Raw genomic sequence first — 17,904 nt, 5'->3', positions numbered from 1 at the left:
TCACTCCTTTCCGGCAGGTCTATGAGCGAAGCGCTCTTCATCGGACACACTTATATCGACGTCACCGTGCTGGCGGACGAATGGCCCACGGGCGATGAAAAAAGCGTGGCGCGCGATTACGCCGTGTCCTTCGGCGGCAATGCGGTGACGGCCGCGTTCGCCTGCGCGCGGCTGGGGACGCCGCCAGATCTGATCTGTTCGTTGGCATCGGACTGGCTGGGCCACATGTACACGGACATGGCGGCGGCGCACGGGGTGTCGCTGCATGCGCGCAAGGTGGGCCGCTCGTCCCTGTCCTTCATCATGCCCAATCACGGCAAGCGCGCCATCGTGCGCGCGCGCGACGTGGACTACCTGAACGACTTTCCGCGGCTGGATATCGGCGGCTACCGCGTCCTGCACCTGGACGGCCATCAGCCCGACGCCGCCTTGCATTACGCGCAGGCCTGCCGGCAGGCGGGCGTGCTGACCTCGCTGGATGGCGGCGGCGTGCGCGAGAACACCGACGAGCTGCTGCGCCACATCGACGTGGCGGTCTGCGCGGAGCGCATGTGCGAGCAATTGGGGCTTGCGCCGTCACGCCTGCTGGAACTGCTGAAGGCGCGCGGCTGCCGTATCGGCGCGGTCACCATGGGCGAACGCGGCATGCTCTGGTATGACGAGACCGGAACGGTGGATGTCCTGCCCGCGCTGGACGTGCCGGCCGCCAGCATCGTCGACACTTCGGGGGCCGGGGACGTGTTCCACGGCGCCTACGTCTGGTCCTATCTGAACCGGCCGGAGCTGCCCTGGGTAGAGCACTTCACCTTCGCGCGCGCGGCTTCGGCCCACAAGATCCAGCATCTGGGCAATGAAGCGGGCCTGCCGCAGGTCGAGGACGTGGAGCGCGCGTTGATGGCCTACGCGCCGAAGGATTGAACGCCTAGCTGGCGATGCGCGCTATCGGCTGGTCGTGGATCGCGGCGATCCAGTCGTCGATGGGCTTGCCTTGCAGCGTCAGGCCGGGGGCCAGGTCGCGCAAAGGCAGCAGCACGAAGGCGCGCAGGTGCATGCGGGGGTGGGGCAGCGTCAGCCGCTCATGGTCCAGCACGGTGTCGCCATGCAGCAGCAGGTCCAGGTCCAGCGTGCGCGGCGCATTCTTGTAGGGGCGCTCGCGGCCATGCCGGTTTTCCAGCGCCTGCAGCGCGTCCAGCAGCTCTAGCGGGGCCAGATGCGTGTCCAGCGCCGCCACGGCGTTGACGAAGTCGGGGCCGGAGGCTTCGACCGGCGCGCTGCGGTAGAACGGCGATGCCGTCACCGCCGCGATGCCGCCGGTTTCCTGCAATTCAGCCAGGACACTGCGCAGCGTGGCTGCGCCGTCGCCCAGATTGGCGCCCAGCGCGACGTAGGCGCGCACAGGAGCGGTCATGACTCAACCCGCTGCGGGCGGCGTGCCACGCGACGGCGAACGGCGCGGACGGCGGCGCTTGCGCGGGGCGGAGGGGGCGTCCCCGGCATCGCGCGGCTGGCGAGACACCTCTTCGATCATCTCGCTGCGGATGACGTCGTCGGCGTTGGCCAGGTCCATCCACCATTGCGCCAGCACGCTGTCGAACTCGCCGGCCGCGGCGCGCAGCTGCAGGAAGTCGCAGGCGGCACGGAAGCGCGGCTGTTCGATCATGCGGTAGATGGTCTTGCCCATGCGGCGCTCGAAGCGCGGCTGCATGAACCAGATCTCGCGCATGTCCGACGAGAAACGGCGCTGGATGGCGAGCTTTTCGGTCTGTTCGTCCAGCACCGAATCGGCGGCTTGCGACAGCGCGGGAATGGTGTGCTCGCCTTGGGCGCGCAATTGCTTCCAGCGCGCTTCCACTTGCTGCCACAGCAGCGCGGCGAACAGGAAGCTGGGGCTGATGGTCTTGCCCGAGCGCACGCGCGCGTCGGTGCGTTCCAGCGCAAGCTCCACGAAATGCTCGCCGCCGGGCTGTTCCAGCACCACGTCCAGCAAAGGCAAGAGCCCTTTGTGCAGGCCGTCGGCGCGCAGTTGGCGCAGGCAGTCCATGGCATGGCCGCAGGTCAGCAGCTTGAGCATTTCGTCGAACAGGCGCGAGGCCGGCACGTTTTCGATGAGCTCGGCCATGGTGCTGATGGGCTGGCGCGTGGCCGGGTCGATGGTGCCGTTCAGCTTGGCGGCGAAGCGCACGGCGCGCAGCATGCGCACCGGGTCTTCGCGGTAGCGTTTGACCGGGTCGCCGATGATGCGGACCTGGCGCTTTTTCAGGTCGGCCACGCCGTTGTGGAAGTCGATGACTTCCTCGTTGTGCGGGTCGTAGTAGAGCGCGTTCATGGTGAAGTCGCGGCGCGCCGCGTCTTCTTCGTGCGAGCCGAACACGTTGTCGCGCAGGATGCGGCCGTGCTCGTCGGTCTCCTGATCTTCCGAGGCGGGTGCGCGGAAGGTGGAGGTTTCGATGATTTCCTGGCCGAAGACTACGTGCACCAGCTGGAAGCGGCGGCCGATGATGCGGGCGCGGCGGAACAGCGGACGGATCTGTTCGGGCGTGGCGTTGGTGGCCACGTCGAAGTCCTTGGGCTCCAGGCCCACGATCAGGTCGCGCACGGCGCCGCCGACGATGTAGGCGTCATAGCCGTGCTGGCGCAGCACCTCGCAGACCTTGATCGCGTGGCGCGATACGTTGCGGCGGTCGATGCCGTGCTTGTCGCGCGCGATGCGCAACGGCCCCCGGGCTGCCGGCGCGAATAGTCGGCCGACGAATTTTTTTATGGTTTCAGTGATCATTTAGGACTTCGAATCTTCCATGTGGTCGAACAAGTCGATCACCTGCCAGCCGCGCTCCTGGGCGATGCCGCGCAGGGTGGGGCTGGGGTTGGCTGCGATCGGGCGGGTCACTTTCTCCAGCAGGGGCACATCGTTGACCGAATCGCTATAGAAAAACGATTCCGAAAAATCCGCAAGCCCCAATCCCATGCCGGCCAGCCAGTCGTTGACGCGCACCACCTTGCCTTCCTTGAAGCTGGGCGTACCCAGGATGCGGCCGGTGTAGCGGCCGCGCAGGTATTCCGCGTCGGTCGCCACGAGGTGGGGCACGCCGAAGGCGCGGGCGATGGGCGCGGTGACGAAGCTGTTGGTGGCCGTGACCACGGCGCACAGGTCGCCGGCTTCCAGGTGCGATTGCACCAGGTCGCGCGCGGCGGGCGTCATGGATGGGCGGATCACTTCTTCCATGAAGGTTTCGTGCCAGGCCGCCAGGTCGTAAGGCGTGTGCGCGGCCAGCAGGCCGAGCATGAATTCGGCGGCCTGCTCGGCGGTGAGCTCGCCGCGGTTGTAGCGATCCATCAGATCGTCGTTCTGGCGGCGGGCTTCGGCGGGATCCCCGGCGCGGCCCGTGCGAGCCAGGTAGTCGGCCCATTGATAGTCGCTATCCAGCGGCAACAGGGTGTGATCCAGGTCGAACAGGGCGAGACGTCGGGAGGTCATGTGCGTTGTGAATCAGGATCTGCGAGCATGGCCCGCAGTAGAGGCAGGGTGATGGGACGGCCGGTGGCCAGGGAATAGCGGTCCAGCGCGTCGATCAGCGCCGCCAGCTTGCGGATGTCGCGCTCATGGTGCGTGAGCATCCAATTGATGATTTCAGGCGCCAGGTGCATGCCGCGGTCGGCCGCCTGGGCCGACAGGGCGGCCAGCTTGTCGGCGTCGGACAGCGGATCCAGGCGGAAAACCAGGTCCCAGCCCAGGCGCGTGCGCAAGTCCTCGCGCAGCGGCATCGACAGCGGGGCGCGGTCGCCGGCCAGCGCCAGCGCGAAGGCGCGGCCGGTGGCGGCGGATTCGCGCCAGCGGTTGTAGAGCGCGAACAGGGCGGCCTGGCGGCTGTCGTTCATGCGGTGTACGTCGTCGACCGCCACGAACTTGGGCATGGGCGACTTGGAATCGGCTTCGGCCAGGCGGCGCAGCATGTTTTCGCCATTGTTGGCGTCGATATAGACGGCGTCGGGGCGGGCGGTCAGCGCGCGCAGCAAATGGCTGCGGCCGCAGCCCGCGGCGCCCCAGATATACAGGGCGCGGCCGGGAAGCAGCGCGCGCACTGCCGCCAGCGCTTCCCCGTTGGGGCCGGCGATATAGTTGTTCAGCGATGGCGCTGGCGCGGGGAGAACGTCAAGCAGCAGCTGGCGGTTCATGGGAGCTTACAGGGTGCCGAAACGAGGCGGGTAGTACGGGTCAATACGGCTACAGGTCAAAACAACAGGTCAAAACGTCACTGGCCCCGGGGTTTCCACCACGGGAGCCGGCAAAATCAATACCGGCCAACCCTACACTTTAAACCACCTGGGGCCAGGGTGTCGCGTCGACGGGCCTGGACTGGCTTGGGTTTGCGCCGACCCGGCCCCGCTTGCCCGCCCTGGCCGGGCGAGCCGGCGCGGTCCCTGTCCGGAGCGCTTTGGCGGCGCCGATCCCTGCTAGTCCCCGCAACATCGTAAAATGCAGGGCGTTCCACCAAAATCCCAGCAATTGTTACATACCCCACGGCATTTCTCATGACGAATCAACCTACCGCCCCTATGACCTACCGCGATGCCGGTGTCGACATCGACGCAGGCGACGCCCTGGTCGACCGTATCAAACCGCTTGCGGCGCGCACCATGCGTCCCGGGGTGCTGGCCGGTATCGGCGGCTTTGGCGGCTTGTTCGAAGTGCCGAAGTCGTACAAGGAACCCGTGCTGGTCTCGGGCACCGACGGCGTGGGCACCAAGCTGCGCCTGGCGTTCGACTGGAACCGCCACGACACCGTGGGTATCGACCTGGTCGCCATGAGCGTCAACGACATCCTGGTGCAGGGCGCGGAGCCGCTGTTCTTCCTGGACTATTTCGGCTGCGGCAAGCTTTCGGTGGATACGGCGGCGGCCGTGGTGGGCGGCATCGCCAAGGGCTGCGAATTGTCGGGCTGCGCGCTGATCGGCGGTGAAACCGCCGAAATGCCGGGCATGTATCCGGACGGCGAGTACGACCTGGCCGGTTTCGCGGTGGGCGCGGTGGAAAAGTCCGCCATCATCACGGGCCAGTCGATCAAGACCGGCGACGTGGTGCTGGGCCTGGCTTCCAGCGGCGCGCACTCCAACGGCTATTCGCTGCTGCGCAAGATCCTCGAACGCGCCAACGCCAAGCCCGACGACGATTTCCACGGCCAGCCGATGGTCGACGTGGTCATGGCGCCGACGCGCATCTACGTGAAGCAGGTGCTGGCCGCCCTGGCCAAGCATGGCACCAGCATCAAGGGCCTGGCCCACATCACGGGCGGCGGCTTGCTGGACAACGTGCCGCGCATCCTGCAGCCCGGCCTGTCGGCCAAGCTGCACCGCGCCAACTGGGAAATGCCCAAGCTGTTCCAGTGGCTGCAAGAGCAGGGCCAGGTCGAGGACACCGAGATGTACCGCGTCTTCAACTGCGGCATCGGCATGGTGCTGGTGGTGGACCCGGCGCAGGCCGAAGCCATCGCCGCGACGCTGCGCGAGCAGGGCGAGACCGTCAGCACGCTGGGCGAGATCGTCGAGCAAAAGGAAGGCATGGCGCAGACCTTCGTGGTGTAAGCCTGGCCGTCTGCAATGAAAACCGCGCCTCGGCGCGGTTTTTTTTGTGCCTGCGTCCGCCTAGCCGCGTCCCGCCAGCGCCACGGCCATCGCGTCGATGGTCTGCGCCACGGCATCCGCCGCCAGGCAGTCCACGATGACGCGCTCGGGCTGCGCGCGCAGCCAGGTGATCTGGCGCTTGGCCAGTTGGCGCGTGGCGGCGATGCCTTGTTCGCGCGCGGTGGCCAGGTCGACCTCGCCGTCCAGGTGCGCCCACATCTGCCGGTAGCCCACGCAACGGACCGAGGGCAGGCCAGTGTGCAGGTCGCCTCGGGCGCGCAGGGCGCGGACTTCGTCGAGCAGGCCGCGCTCCAGCATGGCGTCGAAGCGTTGTTCGATGCGGGCATGCAGCGCGGCGCGGTCGGATGGTTCCAGGCTGATGGTGAGGTACTGGTTACTCGTCGCCTCGCGCGGACGCTGGCTGCGCAGCAGCAGGGCGGACATGGGCTGGCCGGAAAGCATGCAGATCTCCAGTGCGCGCTGGATGCGCTGGCTGTCGTTGGGCGCCAGGCGCGCGGCGGTGACGGGATCCAGCTGCGCCAGTTCGGCATGCAGCGCGGGCCAGCCCTGAACGGCGGCGCGCGCTTCCAGTTCGGCGCGCAGCGCCGGATCGGCCTGCGGCAGATCGTCCAGGCCGTCGCGCAGCGCCTTGTAGTACATCATGGTGCCGCCCGCCAGCAGCGGGATGCGGCCGCGCGCGCGGATCTCGTCTATCAGGCGCAGCGCGTCGGCAACGAAGTCGGCGGCGGAGTACGACTGAATGGGGTCGAGGATGTCCAGCAGATGCTGCGGCACCAGCGCCTGTTCCTCGGGCGAGGGCTTGGCCGTGCCGATGTCCATGCCGCGATAGATCGTGGCCGAATCGACGTTGACGATTTCCAGCGGCCAGCGCTCGGCCAGCGCCAGGGTGGAAGCGCTTTTGCCGGCCGCGGTGGGGCCGGCCAGGCAGATGACCAGCGGCGCCGCGGTGGGGAAGGAGGACGGCGACAAGCTTATTGCCCACGCAGGAAGAGCTTGTCCAGGTCGGACACCGACCATTGGATCCAGGTGGGGCGGCCGTGATTGCACTGGTCGGCGCGTTCGGTGGCTTCCATCTGGCGCAGCAGCCCGTTCATTTCTTCGATGGTGAGCTTGCGGTTGGCGCGCACGGAACCGTGGCAGGCCATGGTGGACAGCAGTTCGTTGCGCTGTTCGGTCAGCAGGCGCGAAACGCCCACGGCGCCCAGGTCGCGCAGCACGGCGCGGGCCAGCGTTTCGATGTCGCCGCGGGCCAGGATGGCCGGCACCGAACGCACCGCGATCGAGGTGGGGCCGGAGGGACGCATTTCGAAGCCGAGTTCGTTCAGCTGTTCTTCGTATTCCTCGACCAGCGCCACGTCTTTTTCCTGGGCATGGAACACCACGGGCACGAGTAGATCCTGGCGCGGCAGGCTGCGCGCGTCCAGGGCTTGCTTGAGCTGTTCGTAGACCACCCGCTCGTGCGCGGCATGCATATCCACCAGCACGATGCCGCGGCGGGTCTGCGCCAGGATGTAGATGCCGTGCAGCTGCGCCAGCGCCATGCCCAGCGGATGTTCTTCGTCCGCGGGCAGGACGGCGGCGGGAGCCGGCGCGGGTTCGCGCAGCGGCGCGGTCTTGGCGGCCGAGTCGTCATCCAGCGGGCGGTAGAGCGATTGCCAGTCCGCGGCCGGAATGCCGGCGGGTTCGGCATGCAGGCGGAACGGCACCTGGGTGTGCGGGCGCTGTGGCGCGGGCGATGGACGCAAGCCGTAGGACGATGGTGAGCTGGCGCCGTTGTAGGCGGGCCGGGGCGCGTCCGCCATGGGCCGGGGGCTGGCGGCTGGCGTGTAAGGCGTCGCTTGCGCGGCGGCGTCAGACGTTGCGGCGGCGGGCCGGGCCACGGTTTCGAAGCCGGCATCGTCCGCGTCGTCGTTTTGCGCGGCGGGCGTCGCGGCGGACGCGCCGCCGGTCTGCGCCAGCGTCTGGCCGACCGCATGCGAGACGAAGCGATGCACCGCGCCGCTGTCGCGGAAGCGGACCTCGTGCTTGGCTGGGTGCACGTTCACGTCCACGGCGGCCGGGTCGATGTCCAGGAACAGCACGTAGGCGGGCTGGCGGTCGCCATGCAGCACGTCGGCGTAGGCGGCGCGCAGGGCGTGGCTGACGGTGCGGTCGCGCACGTAGCGGCCGTTCACGTAGAGATACTGGCGGTCCGCGCGGGCGCGGGCCGCGGTGGGGCGGGTGATCATGCCCGCCAGGCTGACCGTGCCGACGGAATGCGACAGCAGCAGGCCGTGTTCGGCGAATTCCGCGCCCAGCACGTCGCGGATGCGCTGCGGCGGTTCGGCGGGCAGCCATTGGCGCTGCGCGCGGTCGTGATGGAACAGGCGGAAGGCGATCTGCGGATGCGCCAGCGCGATGCGCTCCATGGCGTCGACGCAATGGCCGAACTCGGTGGCCTCGGAGCGCAGGAATTTGCGGCGGGCCGGCACGGCGTCGAACAGCTGGCGCACGTCCACCGTGGTGCCCGGAGGACCCGAGGCGGGGCTGACCTGCATGCTGCCGGCATCGATCTGCCAGGCATGCTCGCCGTCGCGCGTGCGGGAAATGATGGTGACCTGGGCCACGGACGCGATGGAGGCCAGCGCTTCGCCGCGGAACCCCATGGATGCCACCGATTCCAGCTCGTTCAAGGAGCGGATCTTGCTGGTGGCGTGGCGCGCAAGCGCCAGCGGCAGCTCTTCGGGCGGAATGCCGCCGCCGTCGTCGGTCACGGCGATGCGGCGTATGCCGCCGCCTTCCAGGCGCACTTCAATGGCGCGTCCGCCGGCGTCGATGGCGTTTTCGAGGATTTCCTTGAGCACGGATGCCGGCCGCTCGATCACCTCGCCGGCGGCGATCTGGCTGATCAGCAGGTCGGGAAGCGCAAGAATGGAGCGGCGTTCGGTCATGTGGCTGGCGTTCAGGTATGGCTATGTGGACGATTTTAGCGTCATGGGCGGGTGGGCTATAGTCGCGGACTGATATCCCATTCCGCTGGCAGGGTTGCTTCAATGCTCGAATTTTTCAATATGGTGCTCCACATCGACAAGACGCTCGGCGTCTGGGTCGCGCAGTATGGCGTGTGGGTGTACCTGGTGCTGTTCCTGATCGTTTTTGCGGAGACGGGGCTGGTCGTGCTGCCCTTTCTGCCGGGGGACTCGCTGCTGTTCATCGCGGGCGCGTTCGGCGCCACCGGGCATATCGATCCGATCCTGATGGGAGGGCTGCTGATTGTCGCCGCCATCACCGGCAATACGGTGAACTACTTCATCGGACGCTATATCGGGCCGCGCGTGTTTTCGATGAATCTGCGCTTTCTGGACCGCGGCGCGTTGATGCGCACGCACGCGTTCTATGAAAAGCACGGCGGCAAGACCATCGTGATGTCGCGCTTCATTCCGGTCGTCCGCACCTTCGCGCCTTTTGTCGCGGGCGTGGCCGACATGCCGCAGTCCCGCTTCCAGCTGTTCAACATCCTGGGCGCGCTGCTGTGGGTGGTGAGCCTGGTGGCCGCGGGCTACTTCTTCGGCAACATCCCGCTGGTGCGCGAACACCTGAACACCATCGTGCTGCTGGGCCTGGCCGCCGCCATCGTGCCGGTGATCGGGGCGGGCCTGTTCAAGCTGATCAAGGCCAAGCGCGGCGCGTGAAGCGCCGCAGCGTACGCTGCGGTACTCGCGTCAAACCAGTGAAAAGGGCGTTGCGCCGTGAAGCGCAACGCCCTTTTTTATGCGGCGGCAGCCGTCGCCGTCAGCTTACGTCGCCCAGCCGCGCCAGCGGCGGATTGGCGGTGAAGTAACGCTGGATGCCCGTCATCATGGCCTGCGCCAGCTTGTCCTGATGCGAGGTGCTGCGCAGCAGGGCTTCTTCCTGCGGGTTGCTGATGAAGGCGGTTTCGACCAGCACCGAAGGAATGTCGGGCGCTTTCAGGACCGCGAAGCCGGCCTGCTCGACGCTGTTCTTGTGCAGGCGGTTGATCTTCTTGATTTCGTCCAGGAAGGCGCTGCCGACCTTGAGCGAATCGTTGATCTGGGCAGTGGTGGACAGGTCCAGCAGCACCTTGGCCACCTGGCGGTCGTGGCTGCCGAGGTTGACGCCGCCGATCAGGTCGGCCGCGTTTTCCTTGTCCGCCATCCAGCGCGCCTGGGCGCTGGTGGCGCCGCGCTGCGACAGCGCGAACACCGACGAGCCGTTGGCCGAAGGCTTGATCCAGGCGTCCGCGTGGATCGAGATGAACAGGTCCGCGTGTACGCGGCGCGCCTTCTGCACGCGCACGTGCAGGGGCACGAAGTAGTCGTCGTCTCGCGTGAGATAGGCGCGCATGTAGGGCTGGCTGTCGATCAGCGCCTTCAGGCGCCGGGCGATGCGCAGCACCACGTCTTTCTCGCGCAGGCCGCTGCTGCCGATGGCGCCCGGGTCTTCGCCGCCATGGCCGGGGTCCAGCGCGATGGTGACCATGCGCTGCTTGCCGCGGCCGGCGGTGGCGGGCGGTGGCTTGGGTGCGGTCGGCAGCGGAGGCGCCGGCTGCTGGCCGCGCACGCGCGGCGGCTCGGGCGGATCGGCGCGGGTCACCGGGTTGCGCTGGATGTCTTCCAGGATGCGGGCCAGCGGGTCGTCCACATCGGGGCCGGTCTGCTTGTTCAGGATCGCGACCAGCGGATCCTGGGCGATCTTCGGGTACAGGTCCAGCACCAGGCGGTACTGGTAGTCGGCCACGGGCTTGAGCGTGAACACCTGGGGCGCCACGGGCTGCTTCAGGTCGAACACCAGGCGCACCACGTTGGGGCGGTTCTGCGCCACGCGCAGGCTCTGGATATAGGGGTCGTCGGGCCGGACCTTGGAAACCAGGTCGTTCAGGGCCGCGCTGATGGTCAGTCCCTCAATGTCCACCACCAGGCGGTGGGGGTTTTCAAGCGTGAACTGCTCAGCCTTGAGCTCGCTGTCGAGCTCCAGCGTGACGCGGGTGTATTCGTCGGCCGGCCAGGTGCGCACAGCCAGGATGGTCGCCGCCTGCGCCAGGCGCGGCAGGACCGGCAGGACGAGCAGGGTGGCGGCGACGCTGATCAGGCGGCGCCGGGTGGCGCCTGCCGAGGGGAGGGCGCCGACTGGGGCGGGGGGACAATCGCGTTCAACCATGTTTGTCCTCGAGCGGTGTACGCGGTCAGGGTGGCGTCGCGTCCGTCGCCTGCATAGGCTAGGGAAATCAGCAGGTCGGGAGGGGGCAAAAGGCCCCCGGCCCGCTCCGGCCATTCGATCAAAACGACTGCGTCGTCACGCAGTAAATCCCGGAATCCTGCGTCCAACCATTCTCGCGTATCACTAAATCTATAAAAATCAAGGTGATAGAAGTATAAGTTAGAAACTTTATAGGATTCAAGCAGCGCGTAGCTGGGACTTTTGATCCGTCCCGTGATGCCGCATTCCCGCAACAGGGCCCGTGTGAAGGCGGTTTTCCCCGCGCCCAGGTCCCCTTGGAGGTGGATGTGTCCCCCTGCCGGACCGGCCTGGCCGCCGGAAACCAGGGGGGCGAGCCGACGCGCCAGCGCTTCCGTGGCGGCTTCGTCGGGCAGGTGCAAGGTCAGGCTGCAAAGAGGGGCGGACATGGCGCGGGGCGAGTGGTAAAAACGGTGGAGGGAGCACGGATGTTTGCGCAATTATAGGAATGCGGGTTTCTGCTAACCTATAACTGATTGTCATTCTCAACACTATCGTGGTTGGCGCGCCGCCGCCAGCCGCAATCGACGTCGCCACGGAGTAGCACGCGCCATGAAGACCCGCATTGAAAAAGACACGTTTGGTCCCATCGAAGTCCCTGAGGATCATCTCTGGGGCGCCCAGACCCAGCGTTCGCTGCATTTTTTCGCGATTTCCACCGAAAAGATGCCGGTCCCGCTGGTCGAGGCGATGGCGCGGCTCAAGCGCGCGGCGGCCAAGGTCAATGCCGATCTGGGCGAACTGGATCCGAAGATCGCCGATGGCATCGTCCGCGCCGCCGATGAAGTGATCGCCGGCAAATGGCCCAACGAGTTCCCGCTGTCGGTCTGGCAGACCGGCTCGGGCACGCAAAGCAACATGAACATGAACGAGGTGCTGGCCAACCGCGCCTCGGAACTGATGGGCGGCGTGCGCGGCGAAGAGCGCAAGGTGCACCCCAACGACCACGTCAACCGCGGGCAGTCGTCCAACGACACCTTCCCGACCGCCATGCACGTGGCGGCGGCGGTGCAGGTCGAGCATCATCTGCTGCCGTCGCTGAAGGCCCTGCGCGCCACGCTGGCGGCCAAGAGCGCCGAGTTCTACGACATCGTCAAGATCGGCCGCACCCACCTGCAGGACGCCACGCCGTTGACGCTGGGCCAGGAGCTGTCGGGCTACGTGGCCCAGCTGGACCTGGCCGAGCAGCAGATCCGCGCCACCCTGCCAGGTCTGCACCAGTTGGCCATCGGCGGCACGGCCGTGGGCACGGGCCTGAACGCGCACCCGCAGTTCAGCGCCAAGGTCTCGGCCGAACTGGCGCATGCCACCGGCACCGCCTTCGTGTCGGCGCCCAACAAGTTCCAGGGCCTGGCCTCGCACGAAGCGCTGCTGTTCGCGCACGGCGCGCTGAAGTCGCTGGCCGCCGGCCTGATGAAGATCGCCAACGACGTGCGCTGGCTGTCCAGCGGTCCGCGTTCGGGCCTGGGCGAAATCAGCATTCCCGAGAACGAGCCGGGCAGCTCGATCATGCCGGGCAAGGTCAACCCGACGCAATGCGAAGCCATCACGATGCTGGCCGCGCAGGTGCTGGGCAACGACGTGGCCATCAATATCGGCGGCGCCAGCGGCAACTTCGAACTCAACGTGTTCAAGCCGCTGGTGATCCACAACTTCCTGCAATCGGTGCGCCTCCTGACCGACGGCATGGCCAGCTTCAACGAGCATTGCGCCGCCGGCATCGAGCCCAATCGCGAGCGCATCGCCGAACTGGTCGACCGTTCGCTGATGCTGGTGACGGCGTTGAATCCGCATATCGGCTACGACAAGGCCGCGCAGATCGCCAAGAAAGCGCACAAGGAAGGCCTGTCGCTGAAGGAGTCGGCGTTGGCGCTGGGCTACGTGACCGAAGCGCAGTTCGCCGAATGGGTGGTGCCGGCTTCCATGACCAACGCGCACAAGTCTTCGTAAGCAGGCTGTGCGCGCATGAAAAAGACCGCCGCGGCGGTCTTTTTTCGTTGCCGGCGCATTGCCGCTCAGCCTGCGCCGGTGAGCATCAGCCACAGTGGGATCGTCAACGCCGACAGCAGCGTGCCCAGCGAAATCAGTACGGCCACCATGCGGCCGTCGCCGCCCATGCGCATGGCCAGCACATAGGCCGCGGACGCGGTGGGCAGGGCCGCGAACAACAGCAGCATCTGCGATTCCAGCGGCGGCAACGCCAGCAGATGCGCGATCAGCAGGGCGGCCGCGGGCAGCGCCAGCAGCTTGACCCCGAGCATCCAGGCGATCAGCGCGCCATGGCCCTTGCCGCCTTCCCAGGAGAGGCTGGCGCCCACGCAGATGATGCCCAGCGCAAGCGCCGCCGCGCCCAGGCGCCCCAACGCCGTGTCCAGCGGGCCAGGCAGATGCACGCCGGCCAGATTGCAGGCCAGGCCGGCCAGCGTGGAAATGACCAGCGGGTTGCGCGCCAGTTCGCGCAGCAGGTTGCCGCCGCTGTGGCGCGCCAGGCCGTAGACCGCCGCCATATTGGCCATCGGCACGGCGAAGCCCACGATCAGCGCCATGACCGTCTGGCCCTGGACGCCGCCCAGGCTGGCCGACAAGGCCAGGCCGAGATAGGTGTTGAAGCGGTAGCCGCATTGCGCGGACGAGGCCAGGCTGAGCGGCGACGGCCGCAGCACCCAGCGCGCCAGCCACGTCAGCGCGACGCCGGCTGCGATCACGGCTGCGCAGGCCTGCAGCAGCATGGCGGCGTTGCCGGCGGTGATGGGGGTGCGCAGGATGGACTGGAACAACAGCGCGGGCAGCAGGACGAAGTAGACCAGGCGCTCGGTGCCGGCGAAGAATTCGCGCGAGAAATTCAGTTTGTGACGCAGCGCCCAACCCAGCGCGACCAGCATGAAATCAGGGAAAACCAGAAGGGCAACGGACATGTGAGAACACGTATTTGATGCGCGTCAGAGGGGGACCGCTGCGCTATGCGTCTGTAAGTATTTGCTGCTATTCTCCGTCATTCTGGCGGGCGCGTGTGCCACAAGCAACGTATAAAAGCAGTGCTCACCCTGCGCACAGAGCATGCGCCCACCACCGTTAATTGCGGACCTGCCCACAGGCAGGCGCATCACACAACGGTCCGTATACACACGGGCTCGCATATTGGAGGAAACACACCTATGAATAAAGTCCGCTCCCTGGCCGTGGCCATCGCCCTGGCCTCCGGCGTTGCCGGCACCTTCGGCGCCTCCGCCGCCTTTGCTGCCGACAAGTACCCGAGCAAGCCTATCCGCGTGATCGTGCCCTTCGCGCCTGGCGGCTCGACCGACATCATCGCGCGCCTGGTGACGCAGCGCATGAGCCAGGAACTGGGCCAGCCCATGGTTGTGGAAAACAAGGGCGGCGCCGGCGGCGCCATCGGCGCGTCCGAAGCCGCGCGCGCCGATGCCGACGGCTACACGCTGTCCATCGCCACCGTGTCGACGATGGCCGTGAACCCTGCTTGCCGTCCCAATGACCTGCCGTACGATCCGATCAAGGACTTCCAGCCGGTCACCAACTTCGCCAACACCGCCAACGTGGTGGCCGTGAACCCGAAGTTCCCCGCCAAGGACTTCAAGGGCTTCCTGGAAGAGCTGAAGAAGAATCCGGGCAAGTACTCCTACGGCAGCTCGGGCACCTGCGGCGTGCTGCACCTGATGGGCGAATCGTTCAAGATGGCCACCGGCACGGACATCGTGCACGTGCCGTACAAGGGTTCGGGCCCGGCCGTGGCTGACGCCGTCGGCGGCCAGATCGAAATCCTGTTCGACAACCTGCCGTCGTCGATGCCGCAGATCCAGGCGGGCAAGCTGCGCGCCATGGCCATCGCGTGGCCGACCAACATCGACTCCATCAAGGACGTGCCCACGTTCAAGGACGCCGGCTTCCCGGTGCTGAACCAGCCGGTCTGGTACGGCCTGCTGGCGCCCAAGGGCACGCCGATGGAAGTCGTGAACAAGCTGCGCGACGCTGCCGTCGTGGCGCTGAAGGACCCCAAGGTCATCAAGGCGCTGGACGACCAGGGCTCGGCGCCGTCGGGCAACACGCCGGAAGAATTCGCCAAGGAAATCAAAGAGCAGTATGACTGGGCGAAGGACGTCGTGAAGAAGCAGAACATCAAGCTGGACTGATGCCGCGCGGGGCGGGCGCTGCCTGCCCCGGTCTGCAAGCCATGACGGGCGCCTTCGGGCGCCCGTCTTTTTTTGCGCGCAGGCCGCTCAGGCCGTGGCGTCGAGCCCCGCCTGCAGCGCTTCGCAAGCGGCGCGCAGGCGCTCGATGAAGTCGCGGTGCAGCGCCGACAGCGGATCCTGGTTGCGCACCATGATGCTGATCGGCACGCGCAGCGCCGGGTCCAGCCGGCGCAGGTTCATGCCGGGACGCAGCATCGCCTGCGCGGTGATGGCGTCCACGATGGCGTCGCCGCAGCCCGCGTCGACCAGCGCGCAGGCCACGTAGTGCGTCTGTACCTGGATCGCCACTTGCGGATCCAGGCCCTGCGCGTCCAGCGCCATCTGCAGCAGGGCGCCGGAGGCGTCGGCCGCGTCCAGCACGATCAGCGTGTCGCCGGCCATGGACGTCAGCTCCGCCAGCGGCAGCGGCCCCGCGCCATCCTTGCGGCTCAGGTGCACCAGTTCCGTGTGGCCCAGCCCCATGCGGGTCAGGCCGGGATAGTCGTTGGTGTCGAAGGTGATGGCCAGGTCCAGCTCGCGCGTCAGCAGCCCCTGCACGAGTTCGGTGCTGTGATGCGTGTGGATGTCGAAGGTGATGCCGGGCTGGGCTTCGCGGCTGTCGCGCACCACGCCGGGCAGCAGCCCCAGGCCCAGCGCGGGCGCGCAGCCCAGCCGCAGGTGGCCGTTGGGATGGTCGCGCAGGCTGGCGGCCAGCCTGCGCACGCTGTTGAGGTCCTGGTTCAGGCGCGCGACTTCGGGCGTCAGGATCTCGGCCTCGCGCGTGGCGACGAGCCGGCCCTTGACGCGCTCGAACAGCTTGAAGCCCAGCTGCGCCTCGGCGTGCGCCAAGAGCTTGCTGGCCGCGGGCTGCGAGATATGCAGCGCGGCAGCAGCCTCGGTCAGGGATCCGGTACGGCGGATCGCTTCGAAAATCTCGATGTGGCGCAAACGCATGGCACGGTGGGGACGGTGGGCGGAAACCGCGATTCTAAGCCGGATGCGGCCCGTGTCGCGACAGCCGCCTGCGCCTTGACTATCATGAACCCCTGCCGGAACGCCGGCGCACACCGGAGCTTCCCATGCGCGCACCCCGCCACGCCGTCGCCCTCATGCTTGCCGCCGCGCTTGCCGCCATGCCTGCGGCCTGGGCGCGCACGCCGCAGGCCGCCGAGGATCTGAACCCCGAGGCCGCCAGCGGCATGCAGACGCGCCAGCTGGTGCGCGCGCCGCATTTCATGATGGCATCGGCCAATCCGCTGGCGACGCAGGCCGGCGACGAGATGCTGCGCCGGGGCGGCAGCGCCGTGGACGCCGCCATCGCCGCTCAGCTCGTGCTGAATCTGGTGGAGCCGCAATCGTCGGGCATCGGCGGGGGCGCCTTCATGGTGGTGTATTCGGCCAAGAGCGGCCGCATCCAGACGTACGACAGCCGTGAGACCGCGCCCGCCGCGGCCCAGCCGCAGCGTTTCCTGGATGCGGACGGCAAGCCGGTGTCCTTCGCCCGCGCGGTGAACAGTGGCCTGGCAGTGGGCGTGCCGGGCTTGCTGCGAGGCTTGGAGCTGGCGCACAAGGAACAGGGCGTGCTGCCCTGGGTCGACCTGTTCCAGCCCGCTATCCGCCTGGCCGAACAAGGCTTTGCCGTGTCGCCGCGCCTGCACAAGCTCCTGGCCGGCAACAAGGAGCTGCGCACGCAAGCCGCGGCCGCGGCCTATTTCTATGCGCCCGACGGCGCGCCCTGGCCGGTGGGCCACGTGTTGAAGAACCCCGAGTTCGCGCGCACGCTGCGCGCGGTGGCGGAGCAAGGCGCGGACGCGTTCTACCAGGGCGATATCGCCCGGGATATCGTCGCCGCCGTGCGCGGCCACGCCGTGCCTGGCGACCTGACCCTGGCCGACCTGGCGGGCTATCGCGCCAAGACGCGCGATCCCGTCTGCGGCGCCTATCGCGGCTACCAGCTGTGCGGCATGGGGCCGCCCAGCAGCGGCCCGATCGCGGTGCTGCAGATGTTGGGCGAGCTGGAGCAGTTTCCCCTTGGCCGCTACAAGCCGGGCAGCCTGGAGGCGGTGCATTACTTTTCCGAAGCTGGCCGGCTGGCGTTCGCCGACCGCGATTTCTACGTGGCCGATCCGGATTTCGTGCGGGTGCCGGTGCGCGCCATGCTGGACCCGGCCTATCTGCGCGCGCGCGGCGCGCTGATCCAGCCAGACCGCAGCATGAAGGTGGCGCTGCCCGGCGATCCGGAAGGCAAGCTGCTGTCGCTGGGCAAGGACGACGCCCTGGCGCTGCCCTCGACCAGCCATCTGGTGGCCGTGGACGCCCAGGGCAATGCCTTGAGCATGACGACCACCATCGAGAACGAATTCGGCAGCAAGATCTTCGTGCGCGGTTTCCTGCTGAACAACGAGATGACGGATTTTTCCTCGTCCTACAAGGATCCCGAGGGCCGCCTCGTCGCCAACCGCATCGAACCAGGCAAGCGCCCGCGCAGCTCGATGGCGCCGATGATCGTGCTGCGCGACGGCAAGCCCTATCTGCTGGTGGGTTCGCCGGGCGGCAGCGCCATCATCAACTACGTGGCCAAGACCATTGTGGGCGTGCTGGACTGGGGCCTGGACATCCAGGCGGCCATCGACCTGCCCAACATGGGCAGCCGCAACAAGGACACCGAGCTGGAGAAGGGCACCGCGCTGGAGGCGCTGGCGCCAGAGCTTGAGCGCATGGGGCATCCGGTGCGCATCACCGAATTCCCCAGCGGCATCCACGGCATCGTGATCGAGGCGGGCGGGCTGCAGGGCGGCGCCGATCCGCGCCGCGAAGGCGTGGCCCAGGGCGGCTGAGGCCG

General features: G+C 67.5%; 16 protein-coding genes. 6 read left to right on the top strand and 10 right to left on the bottom strand.

The features are described from left to right. The first annotated feature begins 21 nt into the window (after positions 1-21). Complete coding sequence (locus IAG39_RS26635) at positions 22-918, top strand: sugar kinase (protein WP_118932394.1); 897 nt, start codon at positions 22-24, stop codon at positions 916-918. 4 nt (positions 919-922) lie between these two features. Here IAG39_RS26635 and IAG39_RS26630 read toward each other — a convergent pair whose 3' ends face one another. From IAG39_RS26630 to hda, 4 genes are read right to left on the bottom strand one after another with little or no spacing between them, the layout of a single operon-like run. Continuing rightward, positions 923-1,408, bottom strand: a complete 486-nt coding sequence (locus IAG39_RS26630; RefSeq protein WP_118932393.1) for a 2-amino-4-hydroxy-6-hydroxymethyldihydropteridine diphosphokinase — start codon at positions 1,406-1,408, stop codon at positions 923-925. A 3-nt stretch (positions 1,409-1,411) separates the two neighbouring features. Further along, positions 1,412-2,776, bottom strand: coding sequence for a polynucleotide adenylyltransferase PcnB (gene pcnB / locus IAG39_RS26625; RefSeq protein ID WP_059371552.1), 1,365 nt, complete (start codon positions 2,774-2,776; stop codon positions 1,412-1,414). Further along, on the bottom strand, positions 2,777-3,475 hold the full coding sequence (locus tag IAG39_RS26620) for an HAD family hydrolase (RefSeq protein ID WP_059371553.1): 699 nt from the start codon (positions 3,473-3,475) through the stop codon (positions 2,777-2,779). Further along, positions 3,472-4,173 (bottom strand): DnaA regulatory inactivator Hda, encoded by a 702-nt coding sequence (hda, locus tag IAG39_RS26615; RefSeq protein ID WP_059371554.1) that lies wholly within the window; start codon positions 4,171-4,173, stop codon positions 3,472-3,474. The genes IAG39_RS26620 and hda overlap by 4 nt, the downstream gene beginning before the upstream one ends. Positions 4,174-4,530: 357 nt before the next feature. On the opposite strand from hda, the gene purM reads away from it, so the two are divergent. Then, positions 4,531-5,580, top strand: coding sequence for a phosphoribosylformylglycinamidine cyclo-ligase (gene purM / locus IAG39_RS26610; RefSeq protein ID WP_054457472.1), 1,050 nt, complete (start codon positions 4,531-4,533; stop codon positions 5,578-5,580). 60 nt (positions 5,581-5,640) lie between these two features. On the opposite strand, the gene miaA is transcribed toward purM, so the two are convergent. Beyond that, positions 5,641-6,609, bottom strand: a complete 969-nt coding sequence (gene miaA, locus IAG39_RS26605) for a tRNA (adenosine(37)-N6)-dimethylallyltransferase MiaA (RefSeq protein WP_165867823.1) — start codon at positions 6,607-6,609, stop codon at positions 5,641-5,643. Between the two features lie 2 nt (positions 6,610-6,611). Then, on the bottom strand, positions 6,612-8,570 hold the full coding sequence (gene mutL, locus IAG39_RS26600; RefSeq protein WP_059371556.1) for a DNA mismatch repair endonuclease MutL: 1,959 nt from the start codon (positions 8,568-8,570) through the stop codon (positions 6,612-6,614). A gap of 102 nt (positions 8,571-8,672) precedes the next feature. On the opposite strand from mutL, the gene IAG39_RS26595 reads away from it, so the two are divergent. Further along, positions 8,673-9,311, top strand: a complete 639-nt coding sequence (locus IAG39_RS26595) for a VTT domain-containing protein (RefSeq protein ID WP_118932392.1) — start codon at positions 8,673-8,675, stop codon at positions 9,309-9,311. Positions 9,312-9,411: 100 nt separating this feature from the next. On the opposite strand, the gene IAG39_RS26590 is transcribed toward IAG39_RS26595, so the two are convergent. Together IAG39_RS26590 and tsaE are read right to left on the bottom strand one after the other, a co-directional pair. Next, entirely contained in the window at positions 9,412-10,797 is a 1,386-nt protein-coding gene (locus IAG39_RS26590; RefSeq protein ID WP_059371557.1) for an N-acetylmuramoyl-L-alanine amidase, read from the bottom strand. Then, the gene (tsaE, locus tag IAG39_RS26585) at positions 10,725-11,264 is read right to left on the bottom strand and encodes a tRNA (adenosine(37)-N6)-threonylcarbamoyltransferase complex ATPase subunit type 1 TsaE (RefSeq protein ID WP_118932391.1); all 540 of its coding nucleotides are present in this window, start codon (positions 11,262-11,264) and stop codon (positions 10,725-10,727) included. Before tsaE ends, IAG39_RS26590 begins: the two co-directional genes overlap by 73 nt. Before the next feature lie 163 nt (positions 11,265-11,427). On the opposite strand from tsaE, the gene fumC reads away from it, so the two are divergent. Next, positions 11,428-12,825, top strand: a complete 1,398-nt coding sequence (gene fumC / locus IAG39_RS26580; RefSeq protein WP_059371558.1) for a class II fumarate hydratase — start codon at positions 11,428-11,430, stop codon at positions 12,823-12,825. Positions 12,826-12,890: 65 nt separating this feature from the next. Here fumC and IAG39_RS26575 read toward each other — a convergent pair whose 3' ends face one another. Beyond that, positions 12,891-13,790 (bottom strand): AEC family transporter, encoded by a 900-nt coding sequence (locus tag IAG39_RS26575; RefSeq protein ID WP_118932390.1) that lies wholly within the window; start codon positions 13,788-13,790, stop codon positions 12,891-12,893. Positions 13,791-14,030: 240 nt separating this feature from the next. Here IAG39_RS26575 and IAG39_RS26570 point away from each other — a divergent pair, with 240 nt between their 5' ends. Then, positions 14,031-15,023, top strand: a complete 993-nt coding sequence (locus tag IAG39_RS26570) for a tripartite tricarboxylate transporter substrate binding protein BugE (RefSeq protein WP_059371560.1) — start codon at positions 14,031-14,033, stop codon at positions 15,021-15,023. Between the two features lie 87 nt (positions 15,024-15,110). On the opposite strand, the gene IAG39_RS26565 is transcribed toward IAG39_RS26570, so the two are convergent. Next, entirely contained in the window at positions 15,111-16,016 is a 906-nt protein-coding gene (locus tag IAG39_RS26565) for a LysR family transcriptional regulator (RefSeq protein WP_118932389.1), read from the bottom strand. Positions 16,017-16,141: 125 nt separating this feature from the next. Between IAG39_RS26565 and ggt the strand changes: the two genes are divergently transcribed. Next, positions 16,142-17,899: a gamma-glutamyltransferase gene (gene ggt, locus IAG39_RS26560; RefSeq protein WP_118932388.1), complete on the top strand. Its 1,758-nt coding sequence runs from the start codon at positions 16,142-16,144 to the stop codon at positions 17,897-17,899. Positions 17,900-17,904 lie beyond the last annotated feature (5 nt).

The organism is Achromobacter xylosoxidans, from assembly GCF_014490035.1.
GTDB classification, from domain to species: Bacteria; Pseudomonadota; Gammaproteobacteria; order Burkholderiales; family Burkholderiaceae_B; genus Achromobacter; species Achromobacter bronchisepticus_A.
Note: the sequence above shows the minus strand (reverse complement) of the source record. Positions and strands in the feature narration are given on the sequence as shown.

Bases quoted from the DNA above. Each gene is read 5' to 3' on its own strand.
- IAG39_RS26635 (WP_118932394.1), top strand. From the start codon at position 22: ATGAGCGAAGCGCTCTTCATCGGACACACTTATATCGACGTCACCGTG.
- IAG39_RS26630 (WP_118932393.1), bottom strand. From the start codon at position 1,408: ATGACCGCTCCTGTGCGCGCCTACGTCGCGCTGGGCGCCAATCTGGGC.
- pcnB (WP_059371552.1), bottom strand. From the start codon at position 2,776: ATGATCACTGAAACCATAAAAAAATTCGTCGGCCGACTATTCGCGCCG.
- IAG39_RS26620 (WP_059371553.1), bottom strand. From the start codon at position 3,475: ATGACCTCCCGACGTCTCGCCCTGTTCGACCTGGATCACACCCTGTTG.
- hda (WP_059371554.1), bottom strand. From the start codon at position 4,173: ATGAACCGCCAGCTGCTGCTTGACGTTCTCCCCGCGCCAGCGCCATCG.
- purM (WP_054457472.1), top strand. From the start codon at position 4,531: ATGACGAATCAACCTACCGCCCCTATGACCTACCGCGATGCCGGTGTC.
- mutL (WP_059371556.1), bottom strand. From the start codon at position 8,570: ATGACCGAACGCCGCTCCATTCTTGCGCTTCCCGACCTGCTGATCAGC.
- IAG39_RS26595 (WP_118932392.1), top strand. From the start codon at position 8,673: ATGCTCGAATTTTTCAATATGGTGCTCCACATCGACAAGACGCTCGGC.
- IAG39_RS26590 (WP_059371557.1), bottom strand. From the start codon at position 10,797: ATGGTTGAACGCGATTGTCCCCCCGCCCCAGTCGGCGCCCTCCCCTCG.
- tsaE (WP_118932391.1), bottom strand. From the start codon at position 11,264: ATGTCCGCCCCTCTTTGCAGCCTGACCTTGCACCTGCCCGACGAAGCC.
- fumC (WP_059371558.1), top strand. From the start codon at position 11,428: ATGAAGACCCGCATTGAAAAAGACACGTTTGGTCCCATCGAAGTCCCT.
- IAG39_RS26575 (WP_118932390.1), bottom strand. From the start codon at position 13,790: ATGTCCGTTGCCCTTCTGGTTTTCCCTGATTTCATGCTGGTCGCGCTG.
- IAG39_RS26570 (WP_059371560.1), top strand. From the start codon at position 14,031: ATGAATAAAGTCCGCTCCCTGGCCGTGGCCATCGCCCTGGCCTCCGGC.
- IAG39_RS26565 (WP_118932389.1), bottom strand. From the start codon at position 16,016: ATGCGTTTGCGCCACATCGAGATTTTCGAAGCGATCCGCCGTACCGGA.
- ggt (WP_118932388.1), top strand. From the start codon at position 16,142: ATGCGCGCACCCCGCCACGCCGTCGCCCTCATGCTTGCCGCCGCGCTT.